The sequence below is a fragment of the Pelolinea submarina genome, assembly GCF_003966975.1.
GTDB classification, from domain to species: Bacteria; Chloroflexota; Anaerolineae; order Anaerolineales; family Anaerolineaceae; genus Pelolinea; species Pelolinea submarina.
In genome coordinates, this window is sequence record NZ_AP018437.1 from 3394097 (window position 1) to 3410267 (window position 16171).

Annotated in this window: 14 protein-coding genes and 1 riboswitch; of the genes, 2 read left to right on the forward strand and 12 right to left on the reverse strand. The window is 51.1% G+C overall.

The window, feature by feature from the left end:
* Positions 1 to 80 precede the first annotated feature (80 nt).
* The 4 genes from Pelsub_RS15000 to Pelsub_RS15020 form a co-directional block, all read right to left on the reverse strand.
* Positions 81 to 863 carry a DUF1349 domain-containing protein gene (locus Pelsub_RS15000; RefSeq protein ID WP_158675152.1) on the reverse strand — a complete coding sequence of 261 codons (783 nt, stop codon included), beginning with the start codon at positions 861 to 863 and terminating at the stop codon, positions 81 to 83.
* Positions 864 to 1662: 799 nt separating this feature from the next.
* Positions 1663 to 2730: an ABC transporter permease gene (locus Pelsub_RS15010; protein ID WP_116226101.1), complete on the reverse strand. Its 1068-nt coding sequence runs from the start codon at positions 2728 to 2730 to the stop codon at positions 1663 to 1665.
* Positions 2727 to 3791 (reverse strand): ABC transporter permease, encoded by a 1065-nt coding sequence (locus Pelsub_RS15015; protein ID WP_116226102.1) that lies wholly within the window; start codon positions 3789 to 3791, stop codon positions 2727 to 2729. The genes Pelsub_RS15010 and Pelsub_RS15015 overlap by 4 nt, the downstream gene beginning before the upstream one ends.
* Positions 3788 to 4654: an ABC transporter ATP-binding protein gene (locus tag Pelsub_RS15020; protein ID WP_116226103.1), complete on the reverse strand. Its 867-nt coding sequence runs from the start codon at positions 4652 to 4654 to the stop codon at positions 3788 to 3790. Before Pelsub_RS15020 ends, Pelsub_RS15015 begins: the two co-directional genes overlap by 4 nt.
* A gap of 87 nt (positions 4655 to 4741) precedes the next feature.
* Here Pelsub_RS15020 and Pelsub_RS15025 point away from each other — a divergent pair, with 87 nt between their 5' ends.
* Positions 4742 to 5533, forward strand: a complete 792-nt coding sequence (locus Pelsub_RS15025) for an alpha/beta fold hydrolase (protein WP_158675153.1) — start codon at positions 4742 to 4744, stop codon at positions 5531 to 5533.
* 136 nt (positions 5534 to 5669) lie between these two features.
* On the opposite strand, the gene Pelsub_RS15030 is transcribed toward Pelsub_RS15025, so the two are convergent.
* The 5 genes from Pelsub_RS15030 to Pelsub_RS15050 all read right to left on the reverse strand — a co-directional run bounded on the left by Pelsub_RS15030 (position 5670) and on the right by Pelsub_RS15050 (position 12062).
* On the reverse strand, positions 5670 to 6689 hold the full coding sequence (locus tag Pelsub_RS15030; RefSeq protein WP_116226104.1) for an adenosine deaminase: 1020 nt from the start codon (positions 6687 to 6689) through the stop codon (positions 5670 to 5672).
* A 272-nt stretch (positions 6690 to 6961) separates the two neighbouring features.
* Entirely contained in the window at positions 6962 to 9034 is a 2073-nt protein-coding gene (locus Pelsub_RS15035) for a sodium-translocating pyrophosphatase (RefSeq protein ID WP_116226105.1), read from the reverse strand.
* Positions 9035 to 9139: 105 nt separating this feature from the next.
* The gene (locus tag Pelsub_RS15040) at positions 9140 to 9904 is read right to left on the reverse strand and encodes a hypothetical protein (protein WP_116226106.1); all 765 of its coding nucleotides are present in this window, start codon (positions 9902 to 9904) and stop codon (positions 9140 to 9142) included.
* 241 nt (positions 9905 to 10145) lie between these two features.
* Positions 10146 to 10736 carry a hypothetical protein gene (locus Pelsub_RS15045; RefSeq protein WP_116226107.1) on the reverse strand — a complete coding sequence of 197 codons (591 nt, stop codon included), beginning with the start codon at positions 10734 to 10736 and terminating at the stop codon, positions 10146 to 10148.
* Between the two features lie 81 nt (positions 10737 to 10817).
* Entirely contained in the window at positions 10818 to 12062 is a 1245-nt protein-coding gene (locus tag Pelsub_RS15050) for an MFS transporter (protein ID WP_116226108.1), read from the reverse strand.
* 74 nt (positions 12063 to 12136) lie between these two features.
* Positions 12137 to 12250: riboswitch (SAM riboswitch) on the reverse strand.
* Positions 12251 to 12369: 119 nt separating this feature from the next.
* Here Pelsub_RS15050 and Pelsub_RS15055 point away from each other — a divergent pair.
* On the forward strand, positions 12370 to 12729 hold the full coding sequence (locus Pelsub_RS15055) for a phage holin family protein (RefSeq protein ID WP_116226109.1): 360 nt from the start codon (positions 12370 to 12372) through the stop codon (positions 12727 to 12729).
* Between the two features lie 39 nt (positions 12730 to 12768).
* On the opposite strand, the gene Pelsub_RS15060 is transcribed toward Pelsub_RS15055, so the two are convergent.
* The 3 genes from Pelsub_RS15060 to Pelsub_RS15070 are packed head-to-tail and all read right to left on the reverse strand — an operon-like array spanning position 12769 to position 16162.
* Positions 12769 to 13611: a C39 family peptidase gene (locus tag Pelsub_RS15060; protein ID WP_116226110.1), complete on the reverse strand. Its 843-nt coding sequence runs from the start codon at positions 13609 to 13611 to the stop codon at positions 12769 to 12771.
* Between the two features lie 8 nt (positions 13612 to 13619).
* Positions 13620 to 15158, reverse strand: coding sequence for a 4Fe-4S dicluster domain-containing protein (locus Pelsub_RS15065; RefSeq protein WP_116226111.1), 1539 nt, complete (start codon positions 15156 to 15158; stop codon positions 13620 to 13622).
* Complete coding sequence (locus Pelsub_RS15070) at positions 15155 to 16162, reverse strand: DUF362 domain-containing protein (RefSeq protein WP_158675154.1); 1008 nt, start codon at positions 16160 to 16162, stop codon at positions 15155 to 15157. The genes Pelsub_RS15065 and Pelsub_RS15070 overlap by 4 nt, the downstream gene beginning before the upstream one ends.
* Positions 16163 to 16171 lie beyond the last annotated feature (9 nt).

The window sequence follows — 16171 nt, forward strand, 5'->3', positions numbered from 1 at the left end:
TCTTTAGTTTTAAAAAAAAGGCGGCTATTGAAAGCCGCCTTGAGTTTAACGATCCAGCTCAAACAAATGAATTAATAGATTTACTCCAGCACACTCACTTCGAAATAATCAAATTCTGCAACTAAATTATCATCGATATCACCGCCATCGCAATTGGATGTTCCCAATCCAATTTGATTTACGTTGATCGACATAGGAATCTTACGCAGCTGCGTCCATTTCTCGCCATCAGCGGAATAGTAAGCAATGATTTCTTTTTTATCCCGGTTAACTGCAATGCGCAAGTAGACTGCTTCATCTTTATATGATCGTCCACTGAAGCTGCCCCATTCGCCCTTGTAGGCATAATCGGAATAGATCCCGGCACCACCTGGTTTGCATGGCAGGCAATAGCCGCGATTGATAGTAAAGTAATTATCAGTATCTTCAATTATATAAATTGATGCTTGCTGGAAATTGGTATCTGCATCAGCCTTGATTAGGGTTTCAATAACGAAATTCCCTTCTGGCGCATATTGAAGGAACAGGTTCTTTTGGAAAGCACTGGATAAAAGGCAATCATCCCCTGCGACAATTTTCAACCAACCATCATTAGTAAAGGCCCACTTCAAGGTATCTTCATTCTCGACATCCCATCCAGGCTGCAACTCCTTTTCAAAACCATCATAGAATATCTGCCCCTCCGGTGTAGGTGTCGGTTCGATGGTTGCAGTGGGTATCACAGTGGGGATAGAAGTTGCTGTCGGCAGCTCTGTCGGCGCAGGTGTAGCCGTGACTACGATGATCGTCTCTTTAGGTTGGCATGCAACAACTGAAAGAGTTAACAAGAATAGTAAACCGATAAACAATCTATTTCTATACATTTTTTTCTCCCTAAATAATTGTTATTAAAGATTATATCAAGGAGATTTTATTCAAAAGTAATAGACATTAACGCTCCAAAAACTCATTTGGGTGGCACCTGTGGCTCCTCCCATCTTTGGGATGAATGCATGTAAGGTGTTTAGATTGCTTTCCCTGAGGAAATGCTTTATGATCGCCTCGCCAACGCGGATCTCGCAATGACAATTAATGGGGATATCTGTGTGTATTAAGTATTCAACCTAATTAGGTTCTTATCAGTATTTATTTGTGTTTTGTAAAAGAGAGATGCGCATGAAGCAACCAACCGAGATCCTTCGTCACGTTCAAAGAACGAACGCTCCTCAGGATGACACTGAGCGAATCCTCTCATCTCCAAATTGACTGAATGATAGAAACTGAGATTGCTTCACCCACCTATGGTGGGTGAAGCAATGACAGCTTTGGGGGATATCTGTGTGTATTAGGTATTTAATTTAACTAGGTTCTTATCAGTGTTCATCTGTGGTTAAAAAAAGAAAAGTACTCATGAGACAACCAGCCGAGATCCTTCCTCGCGTTCAAAGAGCGAACGCTCCTCAGGATGACAATAAGGGGGATATCTGTGTTTATTGATTCTCAAGATAAATGTTTTTTATCCGTGTGCATCTGTGGCAAATAGAAAGACACGTGATGATCGGCCGAGATCCTTCCTCGCGTTCAAAGAGCGAACGCTCCTCAGGATGACATTAAGCCGGATATCTGTGTTCATCAAATATAAGAATTAAGAGTTTTTTATCTGTGTGCATCTGTGGATAAAAATCACAACAATGCCAGCCGTTTCTGCTGGCCGGCGATGATGCGCGTTAACGCAATGACCAGCACAGCCATCAAGCCTAACAGGATCAGCAGGTCGCCCCAGATGTCGCCCAAGCCCGCGCCCCGTTCGGCAATTTCCATCACCGGATTGAGAATGTAATAGGTGGGGAACAAGCGCGCGATCCAGGCCGGCGCTTTGGGGATCAGGTCCACGATGCCAGGGCCGATCAGCAGGATGCCGCCGCCTTTCAGCGTAGCCAGCAAGGTATTCATATCCCTGGCCAGCGCGCCCAGCAGCGTACCCAGCAGCGAAGCCGCCAGCGAACCCAACAGCATGACCCCTACCAGCAGCAGCGGCTGGCCGCCGAAGGCGCGGTTGAGCGCCAACGTGACCAAACCGGTCGCGGTGCCCATGGTGACGCCCAACAGGGTCTTGGCCGCGAACACCTCGCTCAGCCGGGTGGGTGTAACGTTCAAGGCCAGCAGTGTGCGGCTTTGCTTCTCGCCGATCATGGTCAGGGCCGGCACCATCACGCCGCCCAGCATGATGGACATCAGGATCAACAGCGGCAGCAGCTTTTCGGCCAGGCTGTCCTGATCGGCAGGGCCCAGAGGATGCAGCCGCACGTGCGCGGTTTGCGGCAGTCCGGCGACCTGTGAGATCACGTTTGCAATAGTAGTATCCGTGATCAGGCGGCTGTTCAGGCTGGCCTCGCCCCAGGCATATACGGTGAAATCGATCTGCGTACCGTCCTTAAGCGCCTGGTCAAAACCCTGCGGGACCACGTAGCCGGTTTCGATGGCGCCCAGATCCACATCGGAAATCATCTTGTCCAGCGAATCGTAGCGCGTGCTCTTCAGGTGCGTCTGCGCCATCATCAACTGGGCAAATTGGCTGTTTTCCGGGTCGTAAAATCCCAACACCGGCTTGCCGGAATAGACATCGCCGAATACCAGGTTGATCAACAATGAAAATACCACCGGTACAACCAGGGCAAAGATCATCAGGAAGTTGCCCGCGCTGGCGCGCAGCTCGCGCGCATACAATACCGCAATGCGTCTCAGGTTCATTGGAAGCGCCTCCTTAATAACGCGCTGCCCAGCAGCAAAAAGGCCAACCCGCTGGCAAACAAGATCAGCAGGTTACTACCAACCTGTGCCCAACCAGCTCCATAATTCAACGCCAAATGCAGCGGTTCCACCAGGTAGTAGGACGGGATGACCTTGATCCAGGCCGAGGCCATGGTGGGGAACATCACATTGAAACCCGGCAGCATCAACAGCAGCAGGAACAGCACGCTCCAGGCCATGACCGACATAAAATCGGTGGCAAAAGCGGCAATAAAGAAGGCCACACCGGTCATCAGCAGGCTGCCGATCAGCAGCGCGCTGACCACAATAGCCGGAGAGACAAACAATTTGCCGGTCGCGGCGGCCAGCAGCATCACTTCCAGGAAAGCCAGCCCCACGCCCATCAGCATTTTGGCGCTGAAAAACTGGCGCACGCGCAGCGGCGTGACCAGCAGGGCTTTGACTGTGCCGCGCGTCACTTCTTCGCTGATCAGGTTGGCCAGCCCCATCAATTCAATGGCGAACATCATCATGATCAGCATGGGCAGCATACGGTCGCGCAGTGCCAACGCTTCATTGATATCCAGCAGGTCCGGACCGAGCACGATGACATGGTCGTTGATGTGCAGCTGCTCTTCGGCTGAAACGTAGTTGACATTGTTCAACCCGGCCGTGTACAGACTGGTGAGCGCCTGCTTCAATTCAGGGGTCATGCCCGGCGTGGTATAAACCGGCACGTCCACCGGCCGGCCGTTAGCCAGGTCATCGATGATGGCATCCGTCAGCACCATGCCGGCCGAATAATCGCCCGCTTCGACGGCTTTCATCAGCGCATCCTGCGAATCCAGCAATTCGGATTCAAAGGCTTCGCTCAGAAAAGCGCTCATCTCCGCAGAGGTATCCGCCGGCAGCACCAGCGCGGTGCTGAGCGAGTCCTCCGCATGCGCCGGCAGCAGGAAATACAACGCGATCACCAGGACAAGGCTCAGCAGGGTAATGAGCGCAAAGAAGGGATTGCGGAAGTACAGTTTGAGGTCTTTCTCAATTAGCGCGCGAATCATCCCAGCAGTCCCCGTCCGGTAATTTGAATGAAGATATCTTCTAAAGTCGCTTCCTCAGTGTGAGCGGTCAGTACGCTGCCGGAAGCAAAAACTTGCTCCACCTGTTTGGCCGTTTCGGAACCATCCAGGGGAATACTCTGGGTGTGCGTGCCGCCCTGCCCGTCCTGCACCTCGATCTTGAGGGTGCGTTTGCCGTAATGCTGCTTCAGGACGGCGGGACGATCCATAGCAGCGATTTGGCCTTTATTTATAAAAGCCACACGATGCGAGAGCTTATCGGCTTCCACCATATCGTGCGTGGTCAGGAAGACGGTCGTACCGCCCGCTGATGCTTCGTTGATGATAGCGTGGATGGTCTGCGAGGAAACCGGGTCAAGCCCATCGGTGGGTTCGTCCAAAAACAGGATGCGCGGGTGGTTGATCAAGGCACGCGCCAGCATCAAGCGCTGCTTCATGCCCTTGGAGTAGTTGGATACGCGTTCCTTTTCGCGGCCCGATAAGCCTACCTTCTCCAACAATTCCATCGCGTCAAAATTTCTAAGGTTGAACAAGCGCGCGAACAATTCCAGGTTTTCGACGGCGCTCATGTCTTCATATAAATTTGTGGTTTCAAAGGAAACGCCCAGATATTGCTGCACCTGCTTGGCCGACGTGCTGATATCTTCGTCCAGAACCAGCGCGCTGCCTTCGGTTGGCCTTAATTGGCCGGTCAGCATACGCACCGTGGTGGTCTTGCCGGCGCCGTTCGGCCCCAGAAAGCCCAGCACTTCGCCCTCGCCCACCTCGAAATTGATATGGTCAACGGCAGTCAAATCACCATAGCGATAGGTCAGGTCACGCGCGGAAATTGTTGCTTTGTTCATAGGGTTCCCTCATTTTGTAAAATAAACACGAATGAGGATTATAATCCCGTTCGCATTTGCGATTATCACGACTGCAACGAGGTAAAAATGGCATTGGAAGAACATATTTTGGAACGCGCGGGAGCAGCGATCCATTACTGGCTGGGCGGCAAAGCAGGCGCGCCCCTGGTGGTGTTCACGCACGGCGCTACCATTGACCATCACGAATGGGATGCCGACGTCCTGCCGGTCATGCCGGACTACCATGTACTGGTGTGGGACGTGCGCGCGCATGGCCTTTCGCGCCCGGCTGTCTTCCATTTTCAGGAAGCCGTGGACGATCTGGTCGCACTGATCGAGCGGCACAGCGATATGCCGGTCGTGTTGGTCGGGCATTCCATGGGCGGCAACCTCAGCCAGGAACTGGCCTTCCAACGCCCGGAGCTGGTGCGGGCCATGCTGTGCCTGGACTGCACCTGGAACTTCCAGCGCCTATCCACGCTGGAAAAAGCCGGGCTGGCAGCCGCGGGCCCGATCTTCAAACTGTACCCGTACGAAACCCTCATCCGCCAGTCGCTGGACGTCACCGTCACGAACCTGCGGGGGCGCGAGGTTCTGGAGCGGGCTATGCGCCTGTTCAGCAAGGACGAGTACATTGCCGTCATGCTGGAACTGGCAAAGTGCCTGCACGAAGAACCGGATTACGTCTTCGGCAGCCCTTTGTGGCTGTTGATGGGCGAGCAGGAAAGTACCGGCAACATCAGCAAAGCCATGCCGCTGTGGGCTGAACACGAACCGCTCAGCCGCTTCATCGTTATGCCGGACGCTAAACACGCCGCCAATATGGATAACCCTGAATTCTTTCAGGAGAAGTTGTTGGAATTCCTGAATTCGCTATAATCTTTGACCACGAATAGATGAAGTACACGAAATCTCTTTATCGCGTTTAATCTTAGGCATCGTGCGAAACCTGACTGCGAATAAAAAAGTCCCGCTGAATTGCGGGACTTGTATTTATTTGGGGTGATTACCGTTCCTAGCGCGCCGCATCCCCATGAGTGCTGAAATAAACGTCCAACTCCTGTTTGAGCGCTACTTTATGCGGCTCGTCCAGGAAAGTGGCTTCAATGGAATTGAGGCTGATGCGGTAGAGGTCGTCGCGCGTCAGGCCCAGGTCTCTTTGGGCAGCGATGAAATTCTCGTTCATGTAACCGCCAAAGTAAGCCGGGTCGTCCGAGTTAATGGTCACTCGCAGGCCCATATCCAGCATTTCCTTTATATTGTGGTCTTTCATACTGGGAAAGACACGCAGCTTGACGTTGGAAAGCGGGCAGACCGTCAGGGGGATGTGACGGTCCGTCAGATATTTCAGCAATTCGGGGTCGTCCACTGAACGCACGCCGTGGTCGATGCGCTGCGAACCCAGCAGCTTCAAGGCCTCCCAAACGTATTCGGCCGGGCCTTCTTCGCCGGCGTGTGCCACGCTCAGGTAGCCCTGCGCGCGCGCCTGGCTGTAGACTTCTTCAAACAAGGCCGGGGGACGATCCTTTTCAGAAGAATCCAGGCCGACGGCGATGATCCAATCCTTATAAGGCTGGGCTTCATCCAGTATTCGCAGTGCCGCTTCCGGAGGAAGATGCCGTAAAAAGCACAGGATCAGGAAGGAGCTCAAGTCCAGCTTGTTCTGCGCGTCCTGTTGGGCACGGTGCAGCCCGTTAATGACTGTCTCTAAGGGGATCCCGCGGTCGGTGTGCGTTTGCGGGTCAAAGAAGATCTCCGCGTGCCGCACGTTTTGCGCGTGCGCTTTGCTGAAATAAGCCCAGGCCAGATCGTAGAAATCCTGCTCGGTTTGCAGGACGTTGGCACCCGCGTAATAAATATTCAAGAAGGATTGCAGGTCAGTGAAATTATAAGCCTGCCGCACTTCTTCCACCGATCCATAACGTAATTTGATATTATTGCGTTCCGCCATCGCAAACATCAATTCCGGTTCCAATGTTCCTTCGATGTGCAAATGCAGCTCAACTTTTGGAAGTCCCTCGATAAATTTTTGCATGCCCTGCCTCCTGAATAAAATTTCCCCTGATTTTGTCCAACAAACTGATATTGTTTTCCATTAAACAATATTTCGAGTCGAAAGTAAACAAGAAGGAAATCACATTAAATCACCCCGCTTGTAACCCGCCTAATACGAATGTTTAAAATACTTAGAGGATATAAATTAATTACTTTTGTTGGCTTCGACAGGCTCAACCAACAAAAGTATTGCTTATTAAAAAGAAAATTCCCCGCAAGCGCAGGGAATTTTCAATCATTTGGAGATAAATCTTAGAAAATGTGGAACACAGCAATGACTGGGGCGAAGAGCGTGGACACCAGCGACATAACCGTGATCAGGGTGTTCAATGAGGGACCGGCGGTATCCTTGAAAGGATCGCCAACGGTATCGCCAACCACACTGGCCTTGTGGGCTTCGGAACCAACACCACCATACTTGCCGGTTTCGATGAATTTCTTTGAGTTGTCCCACAGACCACCCGCATTGGACATGAAGAGCGCGAAGACTACGCCGGTGAAGATGGCGCCGCCCAGGAACCCGCCCAAAGCATCCGGACCGAGGACGAAGCCGACCAGCAGAGGCAGGCCAACCGCCAGGAAAGCCGGGATGACCAGGGATGAAAGAGCGCCTTCGGCCGCCAGGCTGACACAGGTTTTGTAATCAGGAACAACCGTGCCCTTCAGAATACCGGGCTCCGCGCGGAATTGGCGGCGGATTTCTTCGATCATGTCGAAAGCATTGTGAGTTACCGAAAGCATGGTCAGCGCGCTGAAAATTGGCGGGGTCATTGCGCCCAGGAACACACCGGCCACAACCAGCGGGCTGCGCAGGCTGATATTCAATGTAATCCCATGAGCTTCAATAACTTCGGCATAAGCAGCAAACAAAGCCAATACTGTCAACGCTGCCGCACTGATGGAGAAACCTTTGGTGATGGCTTTAGCCGTGTTACCGGCTGAATCCAGTACGTCCGCTTTCTCGATCACTTCGTGATCCATACCGGCCATTTCAGCAATACCACGCGCGTTGTCCACAATGGGACCGTAAGCGTCGGAGGAAACAATCATACCGCTGATGGCCAACATACCCACGGCGCTGATACCAATGCCGTAGATACCCGTGATAACACCGGATGCTTCAGCCACATGATAGGAAATCAACATGGCAATTACGACACCGACCACTGAGGGGATGATGCTCAATAAACCATAACTAAAACCGGTGATGATCGTAATGGCAGCACCGGAATCGGAGACTTTGGCAGTTTCCAACACCGGTTTGAAATCTTCCGAAGTGAAATATTCGGTGGTGAAACCGATTAGCACGCCGGTGACCAGACCAGTTACGGTTGACCAGAAAACGCTGATGTCAAAACCACCCACCAGCACCAAAGCGAGCACCATTACACCAAAGATGGAACAGGTAAATACGGTGCCGAAGTTTAATGCCTTGCCGGGTTTGCCGTTCTTGCCAACCCGTACAAATTGAATGCCGATCAGAGAAGCATAAATACCCAGGATACACAGAATCAAGGGAAAAATTGTGTACATTTCGCCTAAGGGGCCGCCCATAGCCGCACCCAGCAGCATGGATGCCACTGCGCTGGCTACGTAACTGTCGAAAATATCCGCGCCCATACCGGCCACGTCACCGACGTTGTCGCCCACATTATCGGCTACAACTGCCGGGTTGCGGGGATCGTCTTCAGGGATACCAACTTCCACTTTACCAACCAGGTCGGCCGCAATATCAGCCGTCTTGGTGTAAATACCGCCGCCGGCTTTGGCTAACAGAGCCAAAGTGGACGCGCCAAAGCTGAAGCCCAGCACAACTTCCGGATTGTTCGTTACCAGGTAGATGGTGCTCATACCAGCTACAGCCAAACCGACCATCGCCAAACCCATCACTGCGCCGGCGAAGAAAGCCACTTTAAAGCCCTTGTTCAGATGTTCGGCTACGGCCACAGCACTGCGAACGTTGGCCTGTACCGCCACCGTCATGCCCATATATCCGGCCAGAGCAGAACAAACGGCACCAACGATAAAGGCGCCGGCTGTTTCCAAGCCAGATGCAAGGGTAAATTCCATGGGGCCGATACCTACCTGGTTCAGATCAAAGCTGAAGACTACCGCGATGATAACGCCCAAGATCACTGCAACCAGGGTTAAGGCTGTATACAACCGTTTCAAATAAGAAGCTGCACCTTCACGAATCCAGCCAGCTACTTCTTGTGCTTTTTCAGAACCGGCATCCTGTTTCATCACCCAAAAATATAAATAGAGCGCGACGCCGACTGAAATCAAGCCAGATACTATTCCAACAACTAACCAATTCTGAACCATAATGATTTCCTTTTAAATAATTATTTTTATAAAGAGTCTTAAACCAAACTTCACCCACCTGGGATACCCAGCATAATTATTTATCACAAGTGAGTGTTAAAAAAATTACATCGTAGCTGAACGCCACCACCGATAATATTTATCCACCAGGGTCTTTTCATCCGGGAACGGGAAGTACAATAATTTTTTTGTGTTCCCTACGAAAAAGCCATTTTTAATCGTCCTGAAAGGGATACCGCTGGATGGCAAGCGGTCAACCATTTTGGAACTAACTGCTTTGGAACGCAGGCTAACTAAACAACTGCGCAGATGCTCCATGTTTGCATAAGGGAGATCACCTACTTCGGCGTATTCAGGATCGTGAGCCAGATCGTCCAGGCGCAATTCCAAAAAACATACTGCCGGTAGTTTTATCAGACTGGTTGGATTCTTCACAATCAGTTCGTAGAATGCTTGTGGACCATGCGCGCTGACTACCAATGGAGCGACCGGGGATATCTCTCGATATAAATGTAATCCAGTATCTGCAAACGGCAGATCCTGGCTGGGCTCAATTCCCAAAGTACGGCCATCTTGAGTAGTCAAGTACAATTTTTTAATTGCATCTAAAGGAATGTTTTCAAGTACACGATAAACGGAAATATAAATTGATCTTTTAGGAGATCCGTCTTCATGCGGAATACAGCGCTTAATCGCTTCATCCACCTGAAAACCTTGGCCACGGAACTGCGGATCAATTTCAAAGAAAATTGCTTGTCCCCTTGATTTCTTCTCTGATCCAACCGCGTAATAGGCACCGAACTCTTCCGGGGTAAGCATGGAAGCGATCAATGCTTCAGGAATAAGGGATAAATATAAGTGAACAGCCATGACACCTCCTTTCTTTTAATTATATAGACCAATTCTGAATTTAAGACAAATTGTGAGCATTATACCCCCTTTTGAGGGAACAACAACACAAATTATTATTTGTACATACGTATATATTTAAAAAGGGATTATATTTTAAGTAATCGGCCTTTTCTCTTTGGAATAATCTGCCTGAACAAATTCTGATATGAAGAAAATAGTGTCAGATAAAGATACAAATCTGAAATAACGCGGGGGATGCTTAGCGATTTGGATTGACCGGAGCCAGAATGTTCAAAAATTCTCGCTGCAGCAACCGGTACGAAGGATGGTAGGCTTTTCGGTAAGCTTCCGTGTGATGGACAGGCGGAAACTGATATTTTTTCAACCAGTGATCAAATTCCATGATTTCATCTATCGAGAATTTATTCCAACGCTTCTCGCGGACAATTTTGATCATTGTTTCCCAGCTAATTTTTAAATCTTCCACATTGCCTTCAAACAGTGTAGATGACCAGAAGCACAGCGTAAGCAGCTGCGGCACCTGCCCACCGCGTGCCTTATAGGGTGCCAGGTAGAAACGGACAATCTGCCCATCCGGACGTATGTTTTCCCAAATTGGAATACTGTCATCCTCTGCCAGTCTATCCCATTCAACCAATAAATCCTGTTCATATTCTTCAAAGGAATCAAGGAGATGTTCCGAGCCCATGCTCCCCTGATACAACAATTTATAGGCATCCTGAATACCCATTTGGGGATAGCGATTAGCGTGACTTACTAACAATCTGAAAATTTCAGAATGGGAACGCCACAAATTGCCAAATTTCAAATCGCCAATAATAACTGCCATAGATATTCACAAAAAAGCCTGCCTTTATTTTACATAAAGGCAGGCAAATATTTCAACTCTGTTAGTGCTTTTTTATATTTTTTAAGATACAGCGGGGTTATTTACCGGTGGTTTCCACAAGATAAACATCACCAGGGCTAGCAGTGCCATGGCCGCCCCAAAAAGAAAAGGCGCGGAAGGGCCAAAGCCCGTCCAGCCGCCGGCTCCCTGCCACAGGATACCCGCGATGAGCGATGCCGGGAAATCGATGATGCCCAGAATTGCGTTGTATGTACCGTAAGCTGTCCCGCGCAGTTCCACCGGAACCAGATCCGCCACCATTGCTTTGGTAGTACCGTAAGCCATGCCGTAATACAACCCATATACGATATAAAGAAGCCATACCTGCCAGGCGGCACTGGCCAGACCAAAACCCAAATAAACCAGCACATACACGATCCAACCGCCGATAATAATATTGCGCCGGCCAACTTTATCGGAGAGCGAGCCTGCCGGAGTAGAAATCACTGTGTAAACCAGATTGAACACTGCCAGCAATCCCAAAATGCCAATCACACTGATACCGCGTTCTTGCGCTCGCAGCACCAGGAAAGAATCGGAAGAGTTGCCCAAGTCGAATAGGCCCACGATGACCATAAAAGTCATAAAAGGTTTGCCCAACGATTTAAAGGCAAATTTGGGAGCCTCCCGCTCGGATGTCGGTTTCACTTCTTTCACTCCCAGGACCAGCGAGAGGACTGCCAAGAAAGCCGGGATGAGGCTGGCTAAAACGACTGTCCGGAAGGTAGCCTGTCCCAACTCCACATTGGAGGACTGCGCCATCCATACGATTAACAGGGCAACCAATAACCCAACCATGGCGCCGGCCGTATCCGCCGCCCGGTGAAAACCAAACGCCAGCCCGCGTTTTTCTTCGGAGATAGAATCCGCCACCAACGCATCGCGCGGCGCGGTGCGTATACCCTTACCGACACGGTCCACCCAGCGCACACCGGCCACCCACCCCCAGGTATTGGCAAAATAGAAAAATGGTTTGGAAAGCGCGGACAAGCCATAACCCGCCACCGCCAGCCATTTACGGGCATGCAGTTTGTCCGAAAGCCAACCTGAAAAAAGCTTCAGGATACTGGCTGTTGACTCCGCCACACCTTCGATTAGCCCAATGATATTGGTCTTTACGCCCAGCACATTGGAAAGGAAAAGCGGCAAAATATTGATGACCATTTCACTGGAAACATCCATAAAAAAACTGGTCAGCCCAACCGCCCAAATATTGCGCGGCAGGTCTTTAATTGAATTTTTTTCTTTCACATCCTTGTTATTCATGTTAAATCCTTCTTTTTAAAAAATACGTGCCCCTTCCGGTGGGAGGGGCAAAGACAATGCTTTATTTCTTTTCCCTCTCATCTTCCAGAATTTCAATCTGACGGAATTGGCACCTATAGGCAGTGCTTTCGCGCTGTCCGGTTGCCGAGGTTTCTCAGGGCCGATCCCTCCACCTCTCTGGATAAGAGTTCTTTTACTCGGCACTTATAACATAATATAAGTGGATGGTCAATTTTCATATAAAACTTTTGCAAGAGAATGAACGTATAAAGAATATAGTTAATTAAGAGACAGAAAAGGAGAAAAAATGAAACTTATCATTCGCTGGTTGATTGCCAGTGCCTCACTATTCGCAGCCGCTTATCTGGTCCCCGGCATCCGCGTGGAAGATCAAAACGCCTGGAAAGTATTCATCGTCATGGCCCTGATCCTGGGCCTGGTCAATGCATTGGTGCGCCCCATCCTGGGGGTGATGTCTCTACCCTTGATCATCCTGACGCTGGGTGTCTTCATGTTGATCATTAATGGCGTTTCCTTCCTGATCGCTGCGCGTATCGCGGAAGGTATGGGCGTTGGATTTTACGTGGACAATTTCTGGTCCGCTTTCCTGGGTTCGGTCATCGTCAGTGTGGTTTCGATGGTCCTGAACGGAATTTTCCGGGATTAATCCTGCTTATCAAAATATCTGGCAGATGCAGGTAACTTTTTACTCATCTGCCAGATAAAGCGCCATATTGCCAAGCACCGACCATGAGTTCTCGAAATACTCGTATTGGATATCGTAGAACTTGCCATTGTTCATATATCGCAGCGAGTCTTCATCGTAGCCGGTGATGATCACCACATGTTCGTAGGCCGCGACAACCACGGTGTTGCCCTGCTGGTCGGTATATTCATACGGAATCCCGCCCACACAATTGCCAATCACCCAGGCGATCACCGGCTGGCCTGAAGCAATTTCCCGCTGTATTTCTTCGATCGTGAATTCCTTGGTAGCCCGGGCAGTCATGCCATAATTATCACGCAGCACCTGGGCCACCGGTGCGGCATGCACGCCATAAGCGTAGGGCGGCACCTGACCCCAGGGACCCTCGACACTGCCGACAAAACCCAGATCGGGATTGTCTGAAACCGGCAATTCCATCTGGAAGTTGAATTCATTAATTTCCACGCCAAAATACCAGGCCCAATCATGGGCAGCCGAGGCTTCGCAGCCAATTGGAAAGTATTGGCGATGCCCCCAAATATTCCAGATGTAATGAGATTCCGGAAGTTCCGTGTTTTCCGCCTCCGTAATTTCAGGAACCTGTGTTTCGGTTTCCATCAATGGCTCCTGGGTTACTTCCATGGAAAAATCCTCACCGGGAGCCGCGACCAGATCCCCATCTTGCAGCGTGGGTGCCAATTGCTGAGCATATGCCTCGAGCGTCCTCCGGACAACCTCATCCAGAGACAACATGGGGGTTGGAGTTGCCGGAACCTGATTAGAAGTACATGAAACAGATAACAATAGTAGGCCGGCGATCAGTAGAGCAATGGATAAACGCATATTGAAAACTATATTCCTTGAATGTAAACATCCTGTTCAGGCAAAGTGTGCACCTGAATGGCAGCCTCGCCGCCAGCCGGACAATGATACTCGCAAATCCCGCAGCCGATACACAGCTCACGGTTCACCACCGGTTTCTTTAAAATCATCAAGCTGCCATCCGCAGCGGTTACTTCCTCGTCGATCAGGTTAATCGCCTTTTCCGGCAGCGGGCACATTTCCTCACAGACACTGCAAATTGTTTGATATGCCCAAGGCAGGCAGCGGTCGGTATTAATACTAGCCAGACCGATAGGCGTTTTTTGTTTTTCCTCAATACTCAGCGGCGGGATCGCTCCGGTCGGGCAGGTTTGGATACAGGCTGTGCAGGTATAGCTGCAGTAGCCCAGGCGGGGCACCAGATGGGGGGTATAGATATTCTGCCAACCACCTTCCAGTAAACTGGGTTGTAAGCCCTGGGTGGGGCAGACGCGCACGCATTCCCCACAACGCATACACACAGACGTGAACTCGGTCAAGCGGGCGCCCGGCGGGCGAAGGAGCCGGTCAGGCTGGCGCCTGCGGACAGGTTCGATACCTGTCAAAGCCAGTCCTCCCAGGGTGCCGGCCATAATTAATAAGGTCTGGCGTTTATCCGGGTCATAGGGCTGCACTTCGGCCATTTTCCAACCCGGCAGCTGCGGAGCAAAGCTGATCGCCTGCACAGGGCATGCGTTCACACAGTCGTAGCAAACAGTACATTCGGCCGGGTCGCTGGCATACGCTTTGGACGGATCGATTGTTCCGGTCGGGCAGATACGCGCGCACAGGCCGCAATCCGTACACGCTTCCCCAACCTGCCTGCGAAAGATGGACAGCCGCGAAACCTGGCCAAGCATACCGCCCAACGGGCAGAGATAGCGGCACCAGAAGCGCTCCGCCACCCAGTTCAGTGCCAAAATTACCGAGAAAAATATGAAGATTGGCAGCGCGGCAATGAATACCGATTCAATGCCCTGAAAGAGAGGCAGTAATATGCTGCGGTCAAAGCTGTCCAGTAATGGCCAAAGAAACTCGAATTTGTACAAAAAACTTTCCAGCCCATAGACCAGAAAGCGTACCGCGGGCCAGATAACAGCGGTCATGGAGCGGGTCAGAATAGAAATGGGATCCATAAACGCCAGCGTCTGGTTACCGAAGACAGCCGCAAAAATCAAAATGAAGAAGAGCAGGTATTTGACCGTGCGCCAGCCGGAGGGAACGCTTTTTCCATGGCTCTTAGGCGAAAACCATTCCAACAGCGAGCCAAACGGACACAGCCAACCGCACCACACCCGGCCGAAAACCAGAGCCGCCAGCAGGGTAATCAGCGCATATAACAGTCCGGCCTTCAATGCCCTGCCGGCCAACATGGCTGTGGCCGCGATAAGCGGGTCCAGCCGGTAAAACAAATCACTGGGCAGCGGCGAACCGTTCAAATAGACCGCCTGCACAAACAGGTACATGAAAAGCACGAAAGACAGAATCTGGCTTAGGATGCGAAAAGAATGCAGTCGTTTGCCGCTCAAACGGTTATCTCCTCGATTTTGATAGCCTCCAGGTCAAGGGTGCCAAGGCCCATGTTGGCAGCGGCCTGGATATAACCGATATCGCTCCCGCGTTTGCCAAACAGCGTAGCCGCATAAGCATCGGCTGCAACGATATCCGCGCTGGCGATGACCGTATTGGCCCGGCGCACATCATCCAGATTACCGCCGGTCGGTCCATTGTCCATCAGGATACGCACGGCATCCACCACGGTCAGGGCCGGACGCACCCGGCTGACCAGGTCCGCGATGCGCTGGTGAATATTTTGGTGGATCTGTCCGCGGTTGAGGATGGTGCCCAGCAAATTCTTTGAACCAAGGGTCAAGCCGGTCGTACCGTGATGCTTGGCGATGGGTACATCAATGACCACATCCGCGCTCAAAATATCCTTATAGAATGGCCATTCTTTAATATCCAGACCGTCCGGAATTTCCGCCGTCAGGAATTTATTGGAATTCATGACTTCCATTTCCCCACCGGCTGCCTCTACCGCGTCCTGAATCCCACTTTTTTTATAAGCGCTTTGAGCTGTACCGCCGAAAGGATTGTCCATCACGCGCACCCGTCCGGCGCCGGCGCCGAAAGCCAGGCTGACCAAAGTCGCCACGACAATGGGATTGGTCGTCGCGCCATATTCATAGGGATAATAATCCGTGCAGATGTTGGGCTTGATGATCACATCCGCGCCCCGGGACACGAATCGCTCAATCCCGCCGATAGCGGCAATCGCCCGCCGCGTCAATTCCGCCGCGTCTTCTCCGTGGGCAACCGAAAGGTAGACATCTCCATAAGATGGTGTTTGTGTGGACGCAGCATTGGAATTCTCTTGCGCTTCAACAGCGGTCGCGGCCTGGGTGGTATCTGAAAATGGCGTTGGAAGGGATGGGTTGTTCTTTTTCGCACAACCGGCCAGGTAAATTCCGGCCCCTATCACCCCCATTTTTTTAAGAAAATCACGGCGATCGAAATAGGCTTTTTCAGTCATATCGCTCTC